Raw genomic sequence first — 22,081 nt, forward strand, 5'->3', positions numbered from 1 at the left:
ACTGTGCTGTGATTTTTGACATAGGGGGGAAGATCATGACTTCATCTGATTTACAGGAACAGCTGAATCTCAAAGCGATCAGTCTTCTACATGAAGATGCAGATAAAATCCTAAAGCTTATTGAAGTACAGATGGAGAATCTGGCGACCCGTTATTGCCCTCTCTATGAGGAAGTGCTGGATACCCAAATGTACGGTTTTTCAAAAGAGGTTGATTTCGCGGTGCGGGCCGGGCTTCTTCCGGAAAGTACGGGAAAGCAGCTGATCAGCAAGCTTGAACGCAATCTGGCGGTCCTGTACGAAGCCATGAATCAATCCAAATAGCCTGTACTCGTACAGGCGCATACATAGAGAAACGCATGTCGCACTCAGGCGGCATGCGTTTTTTTCTTGTGGATAGGATGGCATCGCGCACGATGTATGCAGCTGTGCGGGTGGACCGTTTCCTACGCTTAGACGAGGAAGAACGAGACGCCCAGTATGACGTATACGGCGAGCAGCAGAAGGCCTTCATACCAGTTGGATGCACCGTCCTGCGTGATGGATCTGGCAATGAATACGGCGACGCCGATGGCGACCAGCTCCAGCGTGGTGAACACGAGATCCATCGTATCTCCGAGAAAGAAGCTGATAAACACAAGCACGGGAGCAACGAACAGGGCGATCTGCAGGCTGCTGCCAACGGCAATTTCAACGGCGGCGCCGATTTTGTTCTTCATCGCCAGCATGATAGCTGCACTATGTTCGGCGGCGTTACCGATAATCGCTACCAAGAAGGCCCCGATAAACAGCTCGCTGAGGCCATACTCGTGACTGATAGGCTCAAGGACCCCGACAAGCCATTCGCTGACAAACGCGACCATGACGGTGGCGACGACAAGATACAGAATCGAGCGTTTCTTGGACCAGGTGGGGCCGTGCTCGTGCGGCAGCGCATCCTGGTCGTGATCGTCGCTGACATCCGCCAAATAATTTTTGTGGGTAATCATTGAGAATCCAAGCCATGCGATGTAGGACACGATAAGAATTCCCGCTACAATGAGGCTGAGCGTCTTGGTTTCACTCTCCGTAATGGAGTGGGTATTCAGAAAGACTGCAGGGATGAACAACGCGATAATGGCCAGCGTCATCAGGGATCCGTTCAGACCTGCCAGCGTCACATTGTATTTTTGGATTTTAAACTTGAGGCCCCCGGCAAACAGGCTGAGCCCGAGAACGAGCAGCAAGTTGCCGATAATGGAGCCGGTGATGCTTGCCTTCACCATATCGTACAAGCCTTCCTTGATCAGCAGGATGGCGATGATCAGCTCTGCCGCGTTACCGAAGGTGGCGTTGAGGAATCCCCCGAGTCGTTGACCCGCGTAATGCGCAACGCTTTCGGTTGCTTTGCCTAGAAAACCGGCGACAAAAATAACCGAGATCGAAGACAAAATGAATTGGAGCGTGAAGTTCCAGTTCGCAAAGTGTCCCAGCGCGCTCAGTAAAAAAGTGAAGATGAGAAGCGCGGGATTTAGCCATTTTTTCATAACCGACACCTACCTTATGGTTTATGTACTGATGAGTTCTTGCGATTGGAAACGACGATTCTCGCATCGCTTTCTACAATATACCCAAATTTTTCGAAAAATTATCCCTGTTTTCTGAAGGGAGCATTTGCTTTTTGGGTCCGTTACGATTTACAATAACGGATAATGAGGTGAAGGAGGATATGGCATGACGGAACAACTTCAACTGGATAACGGTTTGATTCGAATATCGGATGATGTCGTCTCGAAAATTGCCGGATTGGCTGCCTTGGAAACCCCAGGTATTGCAGCCATGTCCGGTGGATTGTCCGAGGGCTGGGCTAAGAGACTGAGCGGCAAAAATGTGCAAAAGGGTGTTACCGTGGAAGTAGGTCAGCTGGAAGCGGCGATCGACCTGCGGATTATCGTGCTCTATGAGACACCAATACATGAAGTGTGCCGCATGCTTCAACAGAATGTCCGCGAAGCTGTCGAGAGCATGACAGGGCTTCGAGTGGTTGAGGTCAACGTGAAGGTCGAAGGCGTAGCGTTTAAAGACGATGAAATCGACGATATTCAGCTTCGAGCCAAATAAGACGACCATAGGGGATCGTGCCCCGCTAATGATGAAAAAAATCGAAAAAAAGACTACCGGATTGCCCGGTAGTCTTTTTTAATTACGGATTTAACCTGCTCCTCTTTCATCGGACGGTTGCTGTCCCTGGATATGCTAAGCACGATTCCCATACTCAGCATCATGACCAGCAGCGAGGATCCGCCATAACTGATGAACGGGAGGGTAACGCCCGTTATCGGGATGGTATTGGTCACCCCGCCGATATTGATGAAGGCCTGAATGGCGATCAGTCCCATGATGCCGACGCCGGTCAAGGTACCGAAGGGATCCGAACAGCGAAGCGAAACAATGATCCCTCGCAGGATAAAATATAAGTAGAGCAGGAGGAATATCGCGGTTCCGATAAAACCGAATTCTTCGCCGATGACCGAAAAGATAAAGTCGTTGTAAGGATTCGGCAGATAATGCAGCTTCTGCACGCTCTCCCCGTAACCGGCTCCGGTGACACCGCCCTGACCGATGGCGATCAGCGATTGAACCAAATTGTAGCCCGTGTCCGACTCATCGTGGAACGGGTCCATGAAGGCCTCAATCCGGCCCATCTTATAGTTCTTGGAAGCCTCTTCCTGATCTCCGCCGGAGTTAAAGAGCGATCCGACTCCCAGTGTGAGCACCAGGCCAAGCGCAACAAGCGAGATACATCCGAGGATATGCTTGAGGCTGGCGCCGCCGGCATAGATCAGCAGTCCGCTGGTAGCCACAAGGATGAAACAGGAGCCCAGGTCCGGCTGAAGCATGATCAGTCCCGCTACGATCCCTACAATAATGAGTACGGGGAAGAAACCGCCCTTCCATTGACGGATTCGTTCCCCTTTTTTGGTGATCAACGCTGCCAGATAGACAATGGTCGCTATTTTGGCCAGTTCTGTCGGCTGGATGCCGAATTTCCCCAGGTTAAACCAGCTTGTGGCTCCGTTGGTTGCGGAACCGATGATCACCACAAGAATCAGCAGCATCAAGGTTAGAAAAAACACCGGTATGAATAGCTTTTTGTACTTTTTATAGTTGATGTTCATGGCAACAAACATAACCAATGTGCCAAGGACGGCAAACGCGACTTGCCGCTTCGTAAAATGCAGCGGATCGTTATTGAATTTTTCATTGAAAACGGCCAAGCTGGAGCTGGAACTGAACACCATGATCAGTCCGAATCCCACCAACAGCAAGGTAAGGATCAGCAGTTGAAAATCAGGCGTCCCTCTCTTCGGCTGAGGTTTGGTCGTATTCATAATGTTCGACCTTACGCTTCCAGAAGAGCTTTGAGCTCTTGAAGCTTCTTGGTGGCCACATTCATAACGGGCTGTGGAGCCATGGATTCATACTCGAGTCCGTGCGGGAACGTGGCTTTACCCAGGTATACCGCTTCGATTTTGAGGATGGTATCCGGTTTTTCGAGCTTGCCTTCAACAGCGCGGGTGTTAATGCGCAGGAAGTATTCAGCCTGATTTTTTTTATCTTCGATTTTCAAGTCATATGTAGCGCGGTAGTATTCCCACTGCCAACGAATGAAGCCTACTTTCTCGGCACATTCATCGAGGTAAGCTAAATCGCTGTGCAATCCGTCCAAGCCTGTATTTTCGAAAATCATGTGGTCGTAACCCCCTTAATAGTCCTTGCAAAGTTCTTTAATATGATAGTATGTTTCAGGAACTTGTGCAAGCCTGTACCGCCCGTCACGCTTCAATTGAGACCTTTTATCCAGATGAGTTTTTGATAACGACAGGCATTCTTCTTTTCTGCTAAAATAAAAGCAAGTGAAAACGCTGTGAAATGTACGCTTTCCATTCCGGTGGTTATATATTCATAGGACTTCAATTCAAGCGAAGGGTGGATATGGCCGATGAACCGCGTCGTTTACCGCACGGATTATTATGTAGTGGAAGAGAACGGGCAGAAGGAAATTGTCGTGATCGACCGGATTCCGGAATCAACAGCGGTTGTGGCCGTTTATCAAGGATGTCTGCTCCTGGTATGCCAGCACCGGGAAGCGGTGGATGAGATCACTTGGGAGCTTCCTGGCGGAACGGTGAGACCCGGTGAGGAACGGAAGCTTGCCGTGAAGCGGGAGCTTGAGGAAGAGGCAGGTGTACTGTGCAAGGACTTGTCCTACATGGGCAGCGCTTATCCGATGGCTTCTCTAGCCAACCGGAACGTTCATTTTTATTTCACCGACGATTTGAAGGTGTCCGTTAGCCACGAGTCGAATCAAGATGAGGACGAAGATGTTAGAGCTATGTGGGTCCCGCTCAGGGATGTGTATCGCAAGATGAAGGAAAGCGGCCGAATGGATGCCATGGTTGGGCACGGGCTGCTGCTGAGCAAGCTTCACGGATTTCTTGCGATCGATTGAGCCGCATATAGCGGGGAAGGATGATGGAACTTGATGAAGGAAGCATTTTGGGAACAATGGTATCCACGGATGGTGGAATGGCGGCGTCATTTACATATGCACCCGGAACTTTCGTTCCAGGAGAAGGAAACTTCGACATTTATAGCAACCCGGCTGCAGGAGCTTGGTCTGGAGGTCAAGACAGGCGTAGGCGGTCATGGAGTGATAGGAATTCTAAGAGGAGATAAACCCGGCAAGACCGTTGTGCTGCGCTCCGACATGGATGCGCTGCCGATTGAAGACGGCAAGAGCTGCGAGTACAAATCGCGGGTGCAAGGAGCGATGCATGCTTGCGGGCATGACGGGCATGCATCCATGCTGCTGGGGGCTGCGGCTTACTACAGCACGTACCCGGAAGAAGTTCAGGGCGAGATTCGTTTCATGTTTCAACCGGCGGAGGAAGTCTGCCCCGGCGGTGCGGTAGAGATGATCAAGGATGGAGCGCTTGACGGAGCCGACGTTGTCTATGGTCTCCACTTATGGACGCCGTTTCCAGTAGGAACCGCAGCGAGCGCGCCAGGTCCGCTGATGGCTGCGGCGGATGAGTTCTTCATTGATATTACGGGGCGCGGGGGACACGGCGGTATGCCGCATGTGACAGCCGATGCCCTGGTAGCGGGAGCAGCGCTGGTCATGCAGCTTCAAACCATTGTAAGCCGCACGGTAGATCCGCTGCAGCCTGCCGTGGTTACGGTAGGAACGATGCAAGCCGGAACGGCGCAAAACGTCATTGCTTCCTCTTGCCGGATCACGGGAACGGTACGCACCTTTGACGAACCTACCCGGACGCTAATACGGGAGCGGATCGAGCATATGACCCGGACGGTTTCGGAAACCTACGGCACGAAAGCAGCGGTTCGATATCTCGTCGGGTATCCACCCTTGGTGAATGATGAGACCGAAACCGCTCGCTTCTTCCGTACGGCCCCTAAGGTATTCGAAGCGGATCAGGTCAAGGTGTCACCCAAACTGATGCCGGCAGAGGATTTTGCATACTACTTGAAGGAAATTCCGGGCTGCTTCATTTTCGTTGGAGCCGGTAACCCGGATAAGGCGGCAATCTATCCGCATCACCATCCGATGTTCGACTTTGATGAAGATGCCATGCGTTATGGGGCGAAGCTGCTGGTCGAGATGGTGTCGAGCTATCAGAACGGGGACTAGACTTTAAGAAAATCGCAATCATCGCGCATGAACGCTCGTAATTTGGAAATCCTATAGATCATAGGGGAAGTTCAGATCCATGGACATGGATGTGGGCTTCTTTTTTTTTAAGATGACCAAACGTTACGAGGAGGGAATAGGGTGCATAACAAGCCATGCATCGTCCAGCGGGATCGGACCATATTGCTTGAAACCGCTCATGCGGATGCTGAGATCGCACGCGTACAACTGGCCCAGTATGCGGATTTGATCAAAAGTCCTTCGTCTTTTCATACATATCGCCTCACCCCGTTATCCTTATGGAACGCCGCTGCCGGGGGAATGACGGCTGAGGCAATTTGTTCGAGCCTTCGGTCGCTGTCACGATGGGATGTGCCGGCAGCTCTGCTCGAAGAGGTTTGCCAACTTGTTGGGCGTTACGGACAGCTGTCGCTGCTCCCGCATCCCACGCTTGACCGCTCATTGCTGCTATCTAGTCATGAGGAAGCCTTGATGCAGGAGCTGATATCCCATCGCTCCCTGAAGGAAATCGGCGTTCGATTGATTTCGCCGAAGGAAGCAGAAGTGCCTTCAGACCGACGTGGCCTATTGAAGCAGGAGCTGACCCGGCTCGGCTATCCTGTGCTGGACCACGCGGGATATATGGACGGGCAATATCTGAACATTCTTTGGCGTGGTGAAAAGCCGGACAGTGGGGGTCTTGAAGACTCCAACGGCGGATCCAACGATCAGCGCTTTCAGCTCCGCGACTATCAGCGGAAGGCTGCCGATTCCTTCAGGGATGTCGGCGGTGAAGGCGGCAACGGGGTCCTTGTCCTGCCTTGCGGTGCCGGGAAAACGGTCATTGGCATCGCTGCGATGCGCGATCTGCAGTGCGAGACTCTGATCCTCACTTCCAACACAACGTCTGTACGGCAGTGGATCGCCGAGCTGCTGCAGAAAACCTCGCTGTCCGTGGAGGAGATCGGTGAATACTCCGGTCAGCGCAAAGAGGTGAGGCCGGTAACGGTCGCCACCTATCACATCCTGACCCACCGACAAGGCAAGGGGGATGAACAGCAGCATATGAAGCTGTTTAATGAACGCCGCTGGGGCTTAATCATCTATGATGAGGTTCATCTTCTTCCGGCACCGGTATTCCGTGCGACGGCTGATATTCAAGCGACCCGCAGGCTCGGACTGACCGCCACCCTGGTTCGAGAGGATGGAAGGGAGCATGACGTATTCTCGTTGATCGGCCCCAAACGATATGAAATGCCGTGGAAAAGGCTGGAGGAGCAGGGCTGGATTGCTTCGGTGGACTGTACGGAGATTAAGGTGCCGCTGCCGGATGAGATCAGAGCAGCCTGCGAGACGGCGGGCAAAAGGGATCAGTATCGGCTGGCTGCCGAAAATCCGTCCAAGCTCCGCGTGATTCGGCAGCTCGTGGATTTCCACAAGGATGCACAGACGCTGATTATTGGGCAATACCTGGATCAGCTTCATGCCATTGCCGAGGAGCTGCAGGCCCCTCTCATTACGGGGCAGATGACGCAGGATCAGCGCAATGAATGGTATAAGGCTTTCCGGGAAGGAACCGTCCGTGTACTTGTCGTTTCGAAAGTGGCTAACTTCGCCGTTGACCTGCCCGATGCCTCCGTGGCGATCGAGGTTTCGGGAAGTTACGGCTCAAGGCAGGAGGAGGCGCAGCGTCTCGGACGCTTGCTGCGGCCGAAGCAGGGGGAGAACCGGGCTTATTTTTATGTATTGGTAACGGAGGAGAGCCGGGAGGAGATGTTTGCGATCCGGCGTCAGCTGTTCTTGATTGAGCAGGGGTATGAATATCACGCGATTCAAGCGAAGCACCCAGCCTTCCTTGACATGTCATCGATGCGGCATAGGCATCGCCTGCAGATTCCTGACGGGAAGGAGGCCTCGTGGAGATGATGGAACAGCAGGACGTGGCGGATGTCATAAGCTTAGATCGGCTTCTTCCAAAGGAGCGGTCGGTCCTTCATCATATCTGGAGCCGTTTTGCCGGGCAGCGATTTGATGACGACAAACTTCGCTCGCTGCGCGTTCGGCGCTTGAGCGGCGTGGAAGTGCAGCTCGCCTTCTTATCCTTGAGGCAGCAGCGATGGGTTCAAGCGGTGAAGCAGGGCTGGGGCGAGAGGATGTATTTCATCCCTTTTGATAAGCTTCAGATTCTCCAGGAGGCCTTTGGCGATCTCAAGGCGGGTTCCGTTCCCGCAGCTGCCGTGAAGCTCCAGCAGGAGGGAAGAAGCGGGATAGCAGTCGATATGTTCAACGTTCTCGTATATGTCGCTAAGAACCGAGTGGCTGTGACTGCTAAAGGGGTTCTGCATAAAAAATTTATTCAGAAGCTGGGGAGCGTGGTGGAATTATCGCCATCCGATGTTGAGGGGCTTGCACTTCAATATGATCACGCTGATGTTTACCCACCACATATTGCGGTTGTATTGGATTTGCTGTTTTCGTTTGATCTGGTCGCCCTGGAGCAAGGGGAGCTTAGACTGAACATGACCGCATTGCGCCATTGGCTTGCACTCACGCGCGAAGCGATGGACCGATTGGTTCTGTTGCGCATGATGGAACGCTATGTTCCGAGTTTGGCCGAGTATCAGCATTTCACATGGCGGATTTGTCACTCATCACGGATCGGTGGGATGTGGTACTATGCTCAGCACACATTGGCATATGGCGAGGAGCCCCAGAACTTGGAGCCAAGTAGCGGAAAGGAATTGTCCGCGGAGGACGCAGCTTCATGGCTCCGTTTATTAACCGGCTGCGGTTACACCGATCTTGGCATGGATCACGATGGCCAATTCCTGTTCCGGTGGCGTATGGATCCCTGCTCCTTGCTGAGTGGAAGCAGCCAGGATAACACCGGATCTTCGGGGCTGTTTATCCAGCCGGATTTTGACATATTGATTCCGCCTGACGCGTCTTACACGGTCAAGTTTACGGCTGCCCTGTGCACGGAGCGCATCTCGGATGACGTAATGACGGTCTATCGTCTGACCAGGGATTCGGTGGCTCAGGCGGCGATGGCAGGAATGGGGCTGGAAGCGATCAAGGCATTTTTTACGGAGTATGCTGCGGCGGGAATTCCGGAGAACGTGCATGCTGCCTTATGTCAGTGGGGCAAAGAGCTTGAAAGAACGGGCAAGGATGAGCTTTCACGATTTATCGGCGCAGCTCCGAAAGATAAAGCGGTACCCGGGGCCTGTGATGAAGAAGATAACCGTTACGTCATGCCGGGTTATTCTGGCAGCCCATCCAGCAGTTTGATTCGCCCTGCGCGCAGCGAGCTTGCTCTTGAATTGGACCACAGCCTTCCGGATATAACGTCAATCGTTCCGGATTTGAACCGGATTCCCATCATGTGGACACGGGATTGGCGCTCTTATCACGGTTCGACGGCCAAGCAAATGATGGAGCAGGCGCTTGAATTGTCAGCTAAATTAGAGATTGCGGTCGATGGCAGCCGGATGGAGTTTATTCCATTTCAGCTCGAGCGGCAGCCATGGAAAATTTCGGGAGCGTTATACGATCCGGACTCCGAATCTGATTCCGAAATGACGGAAACCGTGGTGCAGTTAGGCGAAGGGGAATGGAAGGAAATGCGGCTTGTGATTCCGTAAAAGCGTATGAATTCCCCCTTCTTAAGATACGAGCGTTATGCTATGATGAAAGAGTCCACAAACAAAGCGTGGGCCAAACTAATAGAAAAGCGGGATGAGTTCATGAGCGTATCGGAAATAAATACGGTCGATATGGCCGAGGTGCTCACCTATGCCTATGAAATAGGCGACATGATTAATGCTTCCGTCGAAGTGGCGGATTATCTATATTGGAAGCAGGCAGTTGAGGGTGATCCTATGATTCAGGCTTTAATCAAAAAGCTTGAGTCCAAGAAAGAGCTGTTTGAAGAGACCCAGCGGTTCGGTCACTTTCACCCGAATTACCATTCGGCAAAGGATGAAGTAGCCGCGGTGGAAGCGGAGCTTGAGGCTTTCGAGCCTGTAGCCCGGTTCAAGCAGGCGGAGAAGAATCTGGACGATCTGCTGCATTCGATGTCGGAGAAGATTGCTTTTTCGGTTTCGGAGAGCATCAAGGTTCCGGGCAACGATCCTCTTCCCAAGAAGGGTTGCGGCAGCGGCGGAGCTTGTTCGTGCGGATAATAGGCAAAGACTAGAGATAGAGACGAAAGCGAGGCGAGGAGCTTAGGATGTTGGCTGAACGGACCGGTTTTATTATATGGGTCAGCGATGTGAAGGCAGCAAGGAATTTGGAGAAATACGGCAGTGTGCACTATATATCACGCCGCATGCATTATGTTGTCATGTACGTCAATGCTGACCGCGCCGAGGAAACAATGAAGAACATCCGGAGATTGTCCTACGTTCGTAAGATCGAGCGCTCCTACCGGAATGAGATTAAGACGGAGTACAGCAGCAAAGGACCGGATAAAGCGAAGTTTTACGGACCTTAGCATGATGTGCCTGATCGTGAATCTAACGCAAATCGCATAAGTTAGTGAGAAGAGCGTAAAGCGGCCCCCGTAGGGCCGCTTTTTTTAAACTATCGGTAAGTATAAAGTTGGAGCGTGGGCATGGCTTTATAAAGTTTATTATGGATTGATGACGATAGATTGGCATAATTCGGAATCTTGTTTGATAAAATAGTATAAGTAAGGTACAATTTACATTTTAATCAAACCCATCATTCCATTCGGGCGTCAGCGCCCCAACGCACAGGATACAACTAGAGATATTTCTAAATTTTCGGTGATTGTTCACAAGAAGCGAGGTTTCAATCTTGTGAATGCCAGTGGAATGATGTAATATGTTGGGTATATATACATAGATACAAAGACCCATTTGGTGGAGAGTGATATTCCATGCGCGACAAAGGGACTGAGCGGTGGAGCACCTATGAGCCGTTTTATATTACGTTAAATGATAAAAAGGTCGCCGACATCGTCATTACCAATCATGCCAAGAGCCGTTATACGGACCGGGTTCAAGGTAACGACACGTCCCATGAGGAAATCGGGACATGGATGTGGGAGTGCCTGAAGCAGGACCGGATCGTGCCGTATTACCGCAACGAGCAGGATGTCTATCTGATTGACGACGACCTCGTTGTTGTGGCGGAGTTCTCGGAGCTGGAGCATGAACGTGATCTGATTGGCAACCCGCTGCATCGGATGATTATTGTAACTTTTTTGGGACGTATGTCAGAAACCATTGAGCTTCGAGACCTGAAGTCTTATTACTCATGGCTTCGCCATTCACGTCGCATGACACTGATTAAGAACAGCCGTAAACGTAAATAAAGAAATAGAGTTTTCATATGGCATGCGAGCGTAAGCGCGGATGTCTTTTTTGTATGCTCCGCCGCGATCCGTTACAATGATAAATACAAAAGCGGCAGCGAGAGGGGAACCGATGTTATGAACTTTCATCAGCTACATATTTTTTACACGGTAGCAGAGCGCGGGAGTTTTTCCGCTGCTGCCCAGGCGCTTCATATGAGCCAGCCTGCTGTGACGATGCAGGTACAATCGCTCGAGGAGTATTTTGGAACAAAGCTCCTCATTCGTTCCACCAAGCGCATGGAATTGTCCGAAGCCGGGAGGACGCTGCTTCCTTTTGCCCGCAAGAGCCTGGAGCTGTCGCAGGAAACGGACGCGGCGATGGCGGCTTTCTCTAATAAGCTTCAGGGAAGGCTGCAGCTGGGGGCAAGCCTGACCATCGGGGAATACGTGCTGCCCAGATTGCTGGGGCCCTTCGGCCGGGAGTATCCGGATATATCCATTATGCTGAAAGTGATGAACACCACGCAGATCCTCGAGGAAATCGCCGGCTATCAACTGAATTTCGGGCTGATTGAGGCACCTGTGGAGCATCCGGATATGGTTCTCGATTCGGTCATGGAGGATGAGTTGAAACTGATCGTTCCTTCCGGCCATCCTTTAGCAATAAGGAAAGATGCGATATATTTGGAGGATGTGCTGAAGTATCCGTTTGTGCTTCGCGAGAAGGGGTCTGGCACACGGAAGGTGATGGAGGATGTGCTGCTTATGCGGGGGTATGATCCCGAAAGCATCCAAACGGTCATGGAGCTTGGGAGTACGGGAGCGGTGAAATCGGCGGTAGAGGAAGGGCTCGGCATTACGATGCTGTCGACCTCAACGGTCAAGCATGAAACCGCGCTCGGTTTAGTCAAAATGATTGATATTGCGGATGCTTCGTTTAAACGGAATTTTTATTCCATTCAGTTGCGGTCCGCGCTGCTGCCGATGTCGGCGATGACGTTTTTGGCCTATTTAAAGGAACGTCAGCAAAACCAGCGATAAAGCACACCCGAACTTACAACGAAAGGGGATTGATTGACATAGATAAATCGATGAATCGGACAGGCTGCGACCTTCATTCCCACACCCAGGCTTCGGACGGGATGAACACACCTTCGGAGAACGTGCAGCTTGCTTTCGAGCGGGGACTTGGGGCTCTAGCTATAACGGACCATGACACGGTGGCCGGTGTCGAGGAGGCGCTGCAAGCCGGAGAACGCCTCAACATGATCGTGGTCCCTGGCGTAGAAATCAGCACCATGGCAGGCGGGACGGATATTCACGTCCTGGGCTATTACATAGATTACCAGGACCCCGTGTTTCTGAAGCGGCTGGCAGAGCTCCGTCGTACAAGAGGGGAGCGCAATGAGAAGATCATGGCGAAGCTGAGAGGGCTAGGCATCGAGCTGACGATGGAGGAAGTGATCGGAGGCTTGGGGCGGCCGCTCGAACCCGATGAGAGCATCGGCCGCCCGCATATTGCGGATGCCTTGGTTCTTAAGGGTCATGCCCTCGATCTAAGGGATGCCTTTGACCGGTATCTCGCACAGGGCGCAGCTGCATATGTGCCGCAGCCGCGGATTCATCCCAAGGAAGCCTGCGAATGGATACGCGAAGCCGGGGGCGTGCCGGTGCTTGCGCACCCTGGACTCTACGGCGATGATGCATTGGTGAGAGCGGTCATTGAAGAGGCTGCTTTCAAGGGGATTGAAGTCTATCATTCGGACCATGGGGCAGCAGAGGAGAAACGGTATTTGGCGATGGCCGAGGCATACGGTTTGATTGTGACCGCCGGATCCGATTACCATGGCGAGAGGCAGGGCCAGGTGTTCCATGGGGATATCGGCAGCCGCCAGGTATCCATCCAGGTGTTGGATGAGCTTCAACAGGCGCGGGCAAGGAGCTAAGATCGACAACACGGCGCGGGTTTCGAGCGGAATACGTTTGCGCGCTCCGGCGGATTCGTATAGGAAATCGCGGCATGACAGTAAGAAAAAACGGGTACTCCGGCTGGTCCTACGACCTTTCGGATACCCGTTTTGTGGTTAAACGAACGATATATCGAGTTCGTTGCTCATCTTAATTGCGATTGTTTTTTACCGAACTGGGCATCGCCTTGATCCGCTGCTCGTCCGGCGTGACGAACAGCGTTTTTTGATTGTCATAAATGACAAACCCGGGTTTGGCTCCATTCGGCTTGCGTACATGGCGAATGAGCGTGTAGTCGACAGGCACGCTGCTGGATTCTTTGGCCTGACTGTAATAAGCCGCCAGCTGTGCCGCTTCCTGCAGCGTTGCATCCCCGTACTCGCTGCTTCGGATGACCACGTGAGAGCCCGGGATATCCTTGGTATGCAGCCATGTATCATTTGAGGAAGCGAGGCGGTTGGTTACGTATTCGTTTTGAAGGTTGTTTTTTCCAACATAAAGCTCGATGCCTTCGGATGAAGTATAGACATGCAGCGTCGGCTTGTCGTTTTTCTTCTTTTTCTTCGCTTTACGATTGCGGTCTCTCAAATACCCCTGCTGGATCAGCTCGTCCCGGATTTCATCGATGTCGCTCAAGGAAGCATGCGACAGCTGCTGCAGAAGATTCTCGATATAGTTGATCTCTTCGCGGGTTTTGATTAACTGTTCGTCGATGACCGCAAGGCTGTTCTTGTATTTGTTATATTTTTTGAAATAGCGCTGCGCATTGTCCGACGGAGTCAGGAGCCGATCCAGCGGAATGGTGACGGTCGCCTGCTCTTCATCATAGAAGTTGACCAGCTGGACCTCACGGTCGCCCTTCTGAATCTGGTGGAGCGAAGCGAAGAGCAGCTCGCCAAAGATACGATACCGGTCGGCATCCCCGGCTTCTTCCAAGTCCTTGTTCAGATTATCCAGCTTCTTGATGTTCTTCGTCCGTTCATTCTGCAGGAATCGGAGGAGGTCGCTTACCTTCTGTTTTACCGTATCCCGCTGCGCCTTATCCCCGTAATAATCCTCCATGCATCGACTGACCGACTCGTAGGTTGTAGTCTCGTCCACCAGCAAGGTCAGCGGAATGACGGAGAACACCGACTTTCCTTTGGCATTGACGCCTGTAACCGGCGTATATTGATGGTTTCGTACTTGTTCCATGACCTCATCAAATGCGCTCCACAGACTTCCGCAATCTTTTTCCCCTTCAAGCCCGTCTGGACTCCCTTCCCCTGCGCGGTTGGCAATTTCCTGGGCCGCGAGCGGACTGAGGCCGCTGAACGCGCCGACCAGCCATGGAACGGTCTGCTCCTCGTTCATCAGACAGGATTCCCGGAAGGCTTCCTGCAAGGTTTCGAGCGGATTCAGCTTGTGCTGCTCCGGCGGATTCGTATAGGAGAATCCCGGCATAACCACGCGGTAGCTGCTGATGGCTGGCGTCACATGGTTGATGCCGTCCAGAATGGTGCCGCTTGCGGGATCGAGCAGAATGATGTTGCTGTGTCTGCCCATGAGCTCGACGATGATTTTCTTGGAGGAAATATCCCCGAGTTCGTCACGCTGCCGGATCGTAATATGGATAATTCGTTCCATCCCCACCTGCTGGATGTCCTCGATGATGCCGCTCTCGCAATGCTTGCGCAGAATCATGCAAAACATAGGGGCTTCGGCCGGATTCAGAAAGGTCTCCTGCGTCAGATGCACCCTGGGATACGTGGGGTTTGCGGATAGCAGCAGCTTGGCGTTTCCTTGCTGGGTGCGTATATGAAACACGATGTCCCGATCGTTCGGTTGATATATTTTATTGATCCGTGCGCCCCGGCATGATTGAAGCTCATGCACGATCGCACGTGTGACAATGCCGTCTAATGCCATCCTTCATTCTCCTATCTGTCTGTTACCCTTCCTATCGTACTTCTCTATGATGCCATATTTCCCTCAAAAACTTAAGGCCCCTTCTGTGATAATTCAGGACCTGTCCGAATACATTTACGTAGAAAGGGTGGAAAAGCTGTCATCCGCCGGAGCAAAACAACCGGGAGGGAAAGGAAGCATGGAACAAAAGCAATGGCATCAGATGGATACGGATGAGTTGCAGCAAGTGCTGCAAATGCATCCGGAGCAGGGCCTCACGGAAGAGGAAGCCGGGGAGAGACGAAAAAAAAGCGGCTATAATGAGCTCTCCGAGGGCGTTAAAATTTCTCCATTTGTTCTGTTCTTGAATCAATTTAAGGATTTCATGGTGCTGGTCCTCCTTGGAGCCACCCTGGTATCCGGTCTGCTGGGCGAGTATCTGGATGCCGTAACGATTGTGGCCATCATCCTGATCAATGGGATCCTCGGTTTCGTCCAGGAATTCAGGGCAGAACGGTCGCTTCGGGCTTTGAAGCAGCTGTCCGCGCCGACGTCCAGGGTCATCCGGGACGGCAAAGTGGTACAAGTTGCTGCTAGAGAACTCGTACCTGGCGATGTCGTGCTCGTGGAGAGCGGAGACCGCATTCCGGCTGATGTTCGCTGGCTCGAGATCAACAGCTGCAGCGTCGAGGAGTCGGCCTTGACCGGCGAGTCCCTGCCGGTGAACAAACATGCCGAGCCGATTCGCGATGCGGATGTTCCGCTGGGCGACCGCAAGAACATCGGCTTTATGGGCACGATGGTGGCCCGCGGTACGGGCAAAGGCGTTGTCATCCGAACCGGCATGGATACGGAGATGGGCAAGATCGCCGATTTGATCCAGAATACGGAGTCACAGGAGACGCCGCTGCAGCATCGCCTGGAACAGCTGGGTAAAATCCTGATCGCCGTTTCACTGGGGCTTACGATTCTGGTTGTCGTAGCAGGCATTCTGCATGGACAGCCTGCCGCAGGCATGTTCCTCGCTGGAGTCAGCCTTGCGGTTGCGGCCATTCCTGAGGGGCTTCCGGCCATCGTTACGATTGCACTCGCCCTCGGCGTGCAGCGCATGATTAAGCGCAAAGCGATCGTACGCAAGCTGCCTTCCGTGGAGACGCTGGGCTGTGCATCCGTAATCTGTTCGGACAAAACCGGGACGCTCACGCAGAATAAAATGACCGTAACCCAAGTTTGGCTGGGAGGGCGCTCATTGGAAGTGACCGGGCAGGGCTATGACCCAACGGGTCAGATCCTTCAAAGGGGCAAACCCGTCGAGCTTCGGTCCGACCAGGGACTGCGCAGATTACTGCAAATCAGCGGGCTGTGCAACAATGCCGAAATCTATGAGAACGTGCAGGAAGAAACGCGCAGCAAGCGCAAGAGCAAGGAAGAACCGGCAGCTGCTGCCTGGGAATTAAAAGGGGACCCGACGGAAGGAGCGCTGCTGACGCTATCGTCCAAGATGGGATTGACAAAGGGAAGCCTGAACTCCATCTATCAGAGAGACAAGGAGTTTCCGTTTGATTCGGAGCGAAAGCTGATGTCCGTCATCGTCAGCCATCAGGGCGGGCGCTTGCTCTGCACGAAAGGCGCGCCGGATGTCCTGCTGGATGCATGCACTTATATCATGTGGGACGGAAACGTTGTGCCGCTTACCGCTACGCTCCGTCAAAAGGTGCTTGCGGCCAATGAAGGCATGGCTTCTGACGCGCTGCGCGTGCTTGGTTTGGCTTATCGGGATTTGCGTTCCTATGACAAGCCGGAAACGGAGAAAGAGGCCGAGAGCCAGCTTATCTTTGTCGGGCTGGCGGGGATGATCGATCCGCCGCGCCGTGAAGTGCGCGAAGCGATTGCAACATGCCGCCGCGCGGGCATCAAGACCGTCATGATCACGGGCGACCACCGGACGACGGCGGAAGCGATCGCCGCCCAGCTGGGCATCCTGCCAAGGAACGGCCTGTCGTTATCAGGCCAGGAGTTATCCCGGATGGATGACAAGGAGCTGGATGCGAGAGTGGATCAGACCTTTGTTTATGCCCGCGTATCCCCTGAGCATAAGCTCCGCATCGTGAAGTCGCTTCAGCGTAAGGGGCATGTGGTTGCCATGACGGGGGATGGCGTGAACGACGCCCCAGCCATTAAAGCGGCGGATATCGGAATAGCCATGGGGATTACCGGTACAGACGTAACGAAGGAAGCGTCGTCGCTGGTGCTCAGTGACGATAATTTCTCCACGATTGTTTCGGCGATTGAGGAGGGGCGCAGCATCTATGAAAATATTCGCAAGTTTATCCGCTATTTGCTGGCTTCCAATGTCGGCGAAATTCTGACGATGTTTTTTGCGATGATGATGGGTCTGCCGCTTCCGCTCGTTCCGATCCAGATTCTGTGGGTGAACCTTGTTACGGATGGGCTCCCGGCTATGGCGCTCGGGGTGGATCAGCCGGAGAAGGATCTGATGGAGCACAAGCCGCGCGGAGCCAAGGAAAATATTTTTGCCAGACGGCTTGGTTGGAAAATCATCAGCCGCGGCATATTGATCGGCCTGTGTACACTTGGCGCATTTTGGATTACGCTTCGCATCGCGCCGAATGATCCGGACCAGTTGGCCAAAGCACAGTCCGTTGCCTTTGCCACACTCGTCATGGCGCAGCTGATCCATGTGTTTGACTGCCGCAGCTCGCGTTCGATTTTCCACCGCAATCCGCTTCAGAACAAAGCGTTGGTGCTTGCTGTGCTGTCCTCGGTATTGCTGATGCTCGGCGTCATGTACATCGAGGCGTTTCAGCCGATCTTTAAGACCGTTCCATTGGATTTGAAAGAATGGGCACTGACACTCGTGGCCGCCGGCATTCCTACCTTCCTGATGGGAGCGGGAAGCGTGTGGGGAGGCAGACGGAACCGCAACCGGAACCGCCGCAACATGATGACGAAGAGTGCAAATATTTCGGCATAAATTGAATGGATAGCCCATCACCTCTGCGATATGCTAAGCACGAGCATAGCAATTGCAGAGGAGATGGGTTTTATGATGGAATTTACGAAAATGCATGGACTTGGCAACGACTTCGTTGTCGTATACGGCGAACAAGAACTTCCATCCAATGCATCCGAACGGGCCGTGAAGCTGTGCAATCGCTTTTTCGGCATCGGTGCAGACGGACTTGTATATATTTTGCCTTCCGCGAAGGCTGATTTTATGATGCGCATCATGAACTCAGATGGTTCCGAAGCCGAACAATGCGGCAACGCCATTCGTTGTGTCGCGAAGTATGTGTATGATCACGGTTATATTGACCGAGAGAAGATTACCATTGAAACCATCGGCGCCGGAGTACAACAAGTGCGCCTTACGGTTCAGGACGGTCAAGTTAGCAGCGTGCGGGTCGATATGGGTGAACCGGTCCTGGATGGACTGAGCGTGCCTACATTGATCGATCTCCATCCGGTGGTGAATCATCCCATTGAAGTGGACGGCCGGGAATTCCGCTTCACCGCGGTATCCATGGGGAATCCGCACTGCGTCATTTATGTGGACGATGCCATTAACTTCGACCTCGGCGCATGGGGGCCCAAACTTGAGGTTCATCCGCTCTTCCCGAGAAAGATTAACGTGGAGTTTGCGACGGTGAACTCACGGGGGCAAGTAGATATGTGGGTATGGGAGCGCGGTGCAGGGCCGACCTTGGCCTGCGGCACCGGCGCCTGCGCAACATTGGTGTCCTCGGTGCTGAACGGATTGACAGATCGCAGCGCAACAATTTCTCTTAAAGGCGGAGACTTGTTCATCGAGTGGGAGGAGTCCGACAATCATGTGTACATGACAGGGCCGGCCGAGGTCGTGTACGCAGGAACGCTCGCCTGTTAGAGGATCCGGCAGCCATAACAATCCCCACCCGCAAAAGCAAAAAACGGTATGTTCTAAAGTTTGTCCTGTAGGGGTGGACACGGTAGGGAGGCCTTCTGAAGGCCTCCCTTTTGTCTCTTTATCTTTAGAGAGGTTTTATGATACATTAGTTGAAAATAAACGTCGGGTGGAGGAGAAACGCGATGAAACCGAATCTTCGGCAGGCATGGGAGAATCAGGTACTGGTCGGTGACGGCGCGATGGGTACTTATTTATATCAAAAAGGATTTCCTGTGGGCATATCATATGAAGAACTGAATTTAACCTCCCCGGAGGTCATCGGGAACGTTCATCGCCAGTATGTTGAGGCTGGTGCGCAGGTCATTGAGACGAACACGTTCTCTGCCAATTATGACAAGCTGTCCAAATACGGCTTGGAGGCGAAGGTAGGAGAGATCAACCGCGCAGGCGTAAGAATTGCGCGTGAAGCCGCTGGCGATAACGGATATGTAGTGGGTGCGGTAGGCTCCATTCGCGCGGGCAAAAGAAGCAACATTTCCACGAGCGAGCTCAAGCGTTACTTCGAAGAGCAGCTGACGGTTCTCATATCGGAAGGCGTTGACGGCATTCTGCTCGAAACGTTCTATGACGTGGATGAAATTCAATTGGCTTTGGCGCAGGCTCGAATGCTAAGCGACTTGCCGGTGATCTGCCAGTTTGCGGTGGAGGATATTGCCCGCACGCTGGACGGCTTCACGATGCCGGATGCTTACCGCATCCTGAGCCAAGAAGGCGCGGACGTAATCGGCTTTAACTGCCGGACAGGTCCAAACGGCATCATGCGCGCGCTGGAAACCTTGAACGGTATTATGAATCTTCCGGCTTCGGTCTATCCGAATGCAGGGATCGCCGACTATGTGGACGGGGAATACCGGTATGGTGCGAGTCCCGAGTATTTCGGAAAGACGGCACTGGAGTTTGCGGATCGTGGCGCCCGGATTGTTGGCGGGTGCTGTGGAACGACGCCGGAGCATATTGCTGAAATTTCATCGGCGTTATCCGGTTACGTGCCTGCGCCGCTTCCGATCGTCGAGGAGGCTGAAGTCAACCGGATCGTGATTCACGAGACGGCCCAGGAGCAATTTTATGAACGCAGCGGGGAGCCGACGATTGTCGATATCGTGAAGGAGCGACATACCGTTATCGTGGAGCTGGACCCTCCAAGGGATTTGGATATCACCAAGTTCATGAAAGGTGCGGAAGCTTTGAAAAAAGCGGGAGCCGATGCGCTGACCCTTGCGGATAACTCGCTGGCCGTAACTCGCATGAGCAACATGGCGCTCGGCCATCTTGTACAAGCACGGACAGGATTGCGGCCGCTGATCCACATCGCTTGCCGTGACCGAAACCTGATCGGCACGCAGTCGCACATGATGGGCTTTGATGCGCTCGGCATCGACCATGTGCTTGCGGTGACCGGGGATCCGGCACGCTTCGGGGATTTGCCGGATTCCAGCTCGGTTTACGACATGACCTCATTTGAAATCATCCGCATAATCAAACAGCTGAACGAAGGTATTGCTTTTTCCGGAAAGCCGCTGAAGCAGAAGGCCAAATTCGTTGTCGGCGCAGCGTTCAATCCCAATGTAAGGCATCTTGACAAGGCGGTTGCTCGCTTGGAGAAGAAGATTGCCTCCGGTGCGGATTATGTGATGACGCAGCCCGTGTACGATCCCGAGTTAATGGTTAGGCTGAGAGAAGCGACGGCACATCTGGATATCCCGATCTTTATCGGCATCATGCCGCTGGCAAGCGGACGGAACGCGGAGTATCTGCATAACGAGGTGCCGGGCATTCAGCTCTCGGATGAAGTCCGCAGCCGCATGGCCGGGCTTGAAGGCGAAGCGGGCCGGGCAATGGGTGTCAAGATCGGCAAGGAGCTGTTGGATGTTGCAACAGAGCATTTTAACGGCATATATTTGATGACGCCGTTTATGTTCTATGAAATGAGCGTACAATTAATGGAGTATGTCTGGGAGAAATCGGGCCGCCGATTGACCCCCTTGTTTCATTAATAATTATCAATTACAATAGTGTAATGGATGTGATTCCGATGTCATTGAGTATGACCGGATATGGGCAATCCGTTGTCGATTTTCAAGGTTACAGTATCTCTTTCGAAGTGAAGTCGGTCAATCATCGGTATTGTGAAATCGTCTTTCGTATGCCCCGTGAATGGGCCTGCTTCGAGGATTCACTTCGACGGACGGTACAGAGCCGAATCGGACGCGGACGGATTGATGTTTATATTAACAAGGAAAACAACGGCGAGTCCCAGGGTGCCGTGCTGAACCACACCATGGTTCAGGCGTATTTACAGGCAGCCGAGGATTTGAAGTCATATGGAATCAAGGGAGATCTGGCGGTGCGGGATATTTTGTCGCTGCCAGATGTTCTTGTTAGTCCGAGCGGACTTCCCATGGATGAAGCGCAGCAGAAGTTATGGAATGATGCGCTTCTTCAAGGTCTTGAACAAGCGCTGGAGGGTCTGATCCAGATGCGCAGCAGGGAAGGTTCTTTTCTCGTGAAGGATATCGAGCAGAGGCTTGACCGATTACAGCTGCTTCACCGAGAAATGACCGAACTTGCTCCTGAAGTTCCGGAAGAGTACCGGAAGCGTCTGAGGCAGCGCATTGAATCTCTTGATGACGGGTCGCTTGCTGTTGATGAACATATATTCGGAATGGAAGTTGCTCTGTTTGCTGAACGTTCCAATGTGGACGAGGAGTTGATTCGCCTTCACAGCCATTTGGAGCAATGCAGAGAGCTGCTTCATCAGAAAAGCCCTGTAGGCCGTAAACTGGATTTTCTGATTCAGGAAATGAACAGAGAAGTCAATACGATTGGATCGAAAGCCAATCATCTGACTCTGGTAAACCGTGTTGTCGAAATGAAAGCGGAACTGGAGAAGATTCGTGAACAAGCCGCTAATGTGGAATGACCGCAGCTTCATCGGCATGTAAGAGTCAAATGTATAGGGGGAGCAACCGCACTATGGCAATCAAACTTATTAATATTGGCTTCGGAAACATCGTATCGGCCAATCGGATCATCTCAATCGTGAGTCCTGAATCGGCTCCGATCAAGAGGATCATTCAAGAAGCACGGGACCGTCATATGCTGATTGATGCTACATATGGCCGAAGGACACGGGCTGTTATCATTACGGATAGCGATCACGTGATTTTATCGGCTGTGCAGCCAGAAACGGTGGCTCACCGTCTGTCCAGCAAAGATGACGACAACGACGAATAAGATGAGGA

General features: G+C 52.6%; 20 protein-coding genes. 16 read left to right on the plus strand and 4 right to left on the minus strand.

Translation table 11 applies throughout. The annotated features are described in order from the left end of the window. Positions 1 to 35: 35 nt before the first annotated feature. Positions 36 to 323, plus strand: a complete 288-nt coding sequence (locus BJP58_RS29940; RefSeq protein WP_009589686.1) for an Fpa/YlaN family protein — start codon at positions 36 to 38, stop codon at positions 321 to 323. Positions 324 to 451: 128 nt separating this feature from the next. Here the strand turns inward: BJP58_RS29940 and cax are convergent, their stop codons facing one another. Then, the gene (cax, locus tag BJP58_RS29945) at positions 452 to 1,525 is read right to left on the minus strand and encodes a calcium/proton exchanger (RefSeq protein WP_194541737.1); all 1,074 of its coding nucleotides are present in this window, start codon (positions 1,523 to 1,525) and stop codon (positions 452 to 454) included. Between the two features lie 187 nt (positions 1,526 to 1,712). Between cax and BJP58_RS29950 the strand changes: the two genes are divergently transcribed. After that, a complete protein-coding gene (locus tag BJP58_RS29950; RefSeq protein WP_009589611.1) occupies positions 1,713 to 2,099 on the plus strand; it encodes an Asp23/Gls24 family envelope stress response protein in 387 nt (128 codons plus the stop codon). A gap of 53 nt (positions 2,100 to 2,152) precedes the next feature. Here the strand turns inward: BJP58_RS29950 and ftsW are convergent, their stop codons facing one another. After that, entirely contained in the window at positions 2,153 to 3,370 is a 1,218-nt protein-coding gene (ftsW, locus tag BJP58_RS29955; RefSeq protein WP_194541738.1) for a putative lipid II flippase FtsW, read from the minus strand. 11 nt (positions 3,371 to 3,381) lie between these two features. Then, positions 3,382 to 3,729, minus strand: a complete 348-nt coding sequence (locus BJP58_RS29960; RefSeq protein WP_009589628.1) for a YugN family protein — start codon at positions 3,727 to 3,729, stop codon at positions 3,382 to 3,384. A 252-nt stretch (positions 3,730 to 3,981) separates the two neighbouring features. Between BJP58_RS29960 and BJP58_RS29965 the strand changes: the two genes are divergently transcribed. From BJP58_RS29965 to BJP58_RS30005, 9 genes are all read left to right on the plus strand, one after another. After that, on the plus strand, positions 3,982 to 4,491 hold the full coding sequence (locus tag BJP58_RS29965) for an NUDIX hydrolase (protein ID WP_194541739.1): 510 nt from the start codon (positions 3,982 to 3,984) through the stop codon (positions 4,489 to 4,491). Positions 4,492 to 4,524: 33 nt separating this feature from the next. Continuing rightward, complete coding sequence (locus BJP58_RS29970; protein WP_194541740.1) at positions 4,525 to 5,694, plus strand: M20 family metallopeptidase; 1,170 nt, start codon at positions 4,525 to 4,527, stop codon at positions 5,692 to 5,694. A 141-nt stretch (positions 5,695 to 5,835) separates the two neighbouring features. Then, positions 5,836 to 7,620, plus strand: a complete 1,785-nt coding sequence (locus tag BJP58_RS29975) for a DNA repair helicase XPB (protein WP_194541741.1) — start codon at positions 5,836 to 5,838, stop codon at positions 7,618 to 7,620. Continuing rightward, a complete protein-coding gene (locus tag BJP58_RS29980) occupies positions 7,617 to 9,338 on the plus strand; it encodes a helicase-associated domain-containing protein (RefSeq protein ID WP_194541742.1) in 1,722 nt (573 codons plus the stop codon). The genes BJP58_RS29975 and BJP58_RS29980 overlap by 4 nt, the downstream gene beginning before the upstream one ends. Before the next feature lie 102 nt (positions 9,339 to 9,440). Beyond that, complete coding sequence (locus tag BJP58_RS29985) at positions 9,441 to 9,878, plus strand: YlbF/YmcA family competence regulator (RefSeq protein WP_071223946.1); 438 nt, start codon at positions 9,441 to 9,443, stop codon at positions 9,876 to 9,878. Between the two features lie 47 nt (positions 9,879 to 9,925). Continuing rightward, a complete protein-coding gene (locus tag BJP58_RS29990; RefSeq protein ID WP_006209210.1) occupies positions 9,926 to 10,189 on the plus strand; it encodes a YlbG family protein in 264 nt (87 codons plus the stop codon). A gap of 408 nt (positions 10,190 to 10,597) precedes the next feature. After that, entirely contained in the window at positions 10,598 to 11,035 is a 438-nt protein-coding gene (locus BJP58_RS29995) for a hypothetical protein (RefSeq protein WP_071223691.1), read from the plus strand. A gap of 117 nt (positions 11,036 to 11,152) precedes the next feature. Continuing rightward, complete coding sequence (locus BJP58_RS30000; RefSeq protein WP_194541743.1) at positions 11,153 to 12,058, plus strand: selenium metabolism-associated LysR family transcriptional regulator; 906 nt, start codon at positions 11,153 to 11,155, stop codon at positions 12,056 to 12,058. Positions 12,059 to 12,096: 38 nt separating this feature from the next. Continuing rightward, positions 12,097 to 12,963 carry a PHP domain-containing protein gene (locus BJP58_RS30005; protein WP_442953974.1) on the plus strand — a complete coding sequence of 289 codons (867 nt, stop codon included), beginning with the start codon at positions 12,097 to 12,099 and terminating at the stop codon, positions 12,961 to 12,963. A gap of 172 nt (positions 12,964 to 13,135) precedes the next feature. Here the strand turns inward: BJP58_RS30005 and BJP58_RS30010 are convergent, their stop codons facing one another. Further along, complete coding sequence (locus BJP58_RS30010) at positions 13,136 to 14,893, minus strand: Rqc2 family fibronectin-binding protein (RefSeq protein ID WP_194541745.1); 1,758 nt, start codon at positions 14,891 to 14,893, stop codon at positions 13,136 to 13,138. Between the two features lie 178 nt (positions 14,894 to 15,071). On the opposite strand from BJP58_RS30010, the gene BJP58_RS30015 reads away from it, so the two are divergent. The 5 genes from BJP58_RS30015 to remA all read left to right on the plus strand — a co-directional run bounded on the left by BJP58_RS30015 (position 15,072) and on the right by remA (position 22,073). Next, positions 15,072 to 17,867: a calcium-translocating P-type ATPase, SERCA-type gene (locus BJP58_RS30015; protein WP_194541746.1), complete on the plus strand. Its 2,796-nt coding sequence runs from the start codon at positions 15,072 to 15,074 to the stop codon at positions 17,865 to 17,867. 75 nt (positions 17,868 to 17,942) lie between these two features. Beyond that, positions 17,943 to 18,779: a diaminopimelate epimerase gene (gene dapF, locus BJP58_RS30020; protein WP_194545112.1), complete on the plus strand. Its 837-nt coding sequence runs from the start codon at positions 17,943 to 17,945 to the stop codon at positions 18,777 to 18,779. A 182-nt stretch (positions 18,780 to 18,961) separates the two neighbouring features. Next, positions 18,962 to 20,833, plus strand: a complete 1,872-nt coding sequence (locus BJP58_RS30025; protein ID WP_194541747.1) for a bifunctional homocysteine S-methyltransferase/methylenetetrahydrofolate reductase — start codon at positions 18,962 to 18,964, stop codon at positions 20,831 to 20,833. Positions 20,834 to 20,871: 38 nt separating this feature from the next. Further along, positions 20,872 to 21,759, plus strand: coding sequence for a YicC/YloC family endoribonuclease (locus BJP58_RS30030; RefSeq protein WP_194541748.1), 888 nt, complete (start codon positions 20,872 to 20,874; stop codon positions 21,757 to 21,759). Positions 21,760 to 21,812: 53 nt separating this feature from the next. After that, positions 21,813 to 22,073: an extracellular matrix/biofilm regulator RemA gene (remA, locus tag BJP58_RS30035; protein ID WP_006209218.1), complete on the plus strand. Its 261-nt coding sequence runs from the start codon at positions 21,813 to 21,815 to the stop codon at positions 22,071 to 22,073. The last annotated feature ends 8 nt before the right edge of the window (positions 22,074 to 22,081 follow it).

This window comes from Paenibacillus sp. JZ16, assembly GCF_015326965.1.
Lineage (GTDB): Bacteria > Bacillota > Bacilli > Paenibacillales > Paenibacillaceae > Paenibacillus_AQ.

Bases quoted from the DNA above. Each gene is read 5' to 3' on its own strand.
- BJP58_RS30025 (WP_194541747.1), top strand. From the start codon at position 18,962: ATGAAACCGAATCTTCGGCAGGCATGGGAGAATCAGGTACTGGTCGGT.
- BJP58_RS29970 (WP_194541740.1), top strand. From the start codon at position 4,525: ATGAAGGAAGCATTTTGGGAACAATGGTATCCACGGATGGTGGAATGG.
- dapF (WP_194545112.1), top strand. From the start codon at position 17,943: ATGGAATTTACGAAAATGCATGGACTTGGCAACGACTTCGTTGTCGTA.
- BJP58_RS29950 (WP_009589611.1), top strand. From the start codon at position 1,713: ATGACGGAACAACTTCAACTGGATAACGGTTTGATTCGAATATCGGAT.
- BJP58_RS29995 (WP_071223691.1), top strand. From the start codon at position 10,598: ATGCGCGACAAAGGGACTGAGCGGTGGAGCACCTATGAGCCGTTTTAT.
- BJP58_RS29980 (WP_194541742.1), top strand. From the start codon at position 7,617: ATGATGGAACAGCAGGACGTGGCGGATGTCATAAGCTTAGATCGGCTT.
- BJP58_RS29940 (WP_009589686.1), top strand. From the start codon at position 36: ATGACTTCATCTGATTTACAGGAACAGCTGAATCTCAAAGCGATCAGT.
- BJP58_RS29965 (WP_194541739.1), top strand. From the start codon at position 3,982: ATGAACCGCGTCGTTTACCGCACGGATTATTATGTAGTGGAAGAGAAC.
- BJP58_RS30015 (WP_194541746.1), top strand. From the start codon at position 15,072: ATGGAACAAAAGCAATGGCATCAGATGGATACGGATGAGTTGCAGCAA.
- BJP58_RS29990 (WP_006209210.1), top strand. From the start codon at position 9,926: ATGTTGGCTGAACGGACCGGTTTTATTATATGGGTCAGCGATGTGAAG.
- cax (WP_194541737.1), bottom strand. From the start codon at position 1,525: ATGAAAAAATGGCTAAATCCCGCGCTTCTCATCTTCACTTTTTTACTG.
- remA (WP_006209218.1), top strand. From the start codon at position 21,813: ATGGCAATCAAACTTATTAATATTGGCTTCGGAAACATCGTATCGGCC.
- ftsW (WP_194541738.1), bottom strand. From the start codon at position 3,370: ATGAATACGACCAAACCTCAGCCGAAGAGAGGGACGCCTGATTTTCAA.
- BJP58_RS30000 (WP_194541743.1), top strand. From the start codon at position 11,153: ATGAACTTTCATCAGCTACATATTTTTTACACGGTAGCAGAGCGCGGG.
- BJP58_RS30030 (WP_194541748.1), top strand. From the start codon at position 20,872: ATGTCATTGAGTATGACCGGATATGGGCAATCCGTTGTCGATTTTCAA.
- BJP58_RS29985 (WP_071223946.1), top strand. From the start codon at position 9,441: ATGAGCGTATCGGAAATAAATACGGTCGATATGGCCGAGGTGCTCACC.
- BJP58_RS30010 (WP_194541745.1), bottom strand. From the start codon at position 14,893: ATGGCATTAGACGGCATTGTCACACGTGCGATCGTGCATGAGCTTCAA.
- BJP58_RS29960 (WP_009589628.1), bottom strand. From the start codon at position 3,729: ATGATTTTCGAAAATACAGGCTTGGACGGATTGCACAGCGATTTAGCT.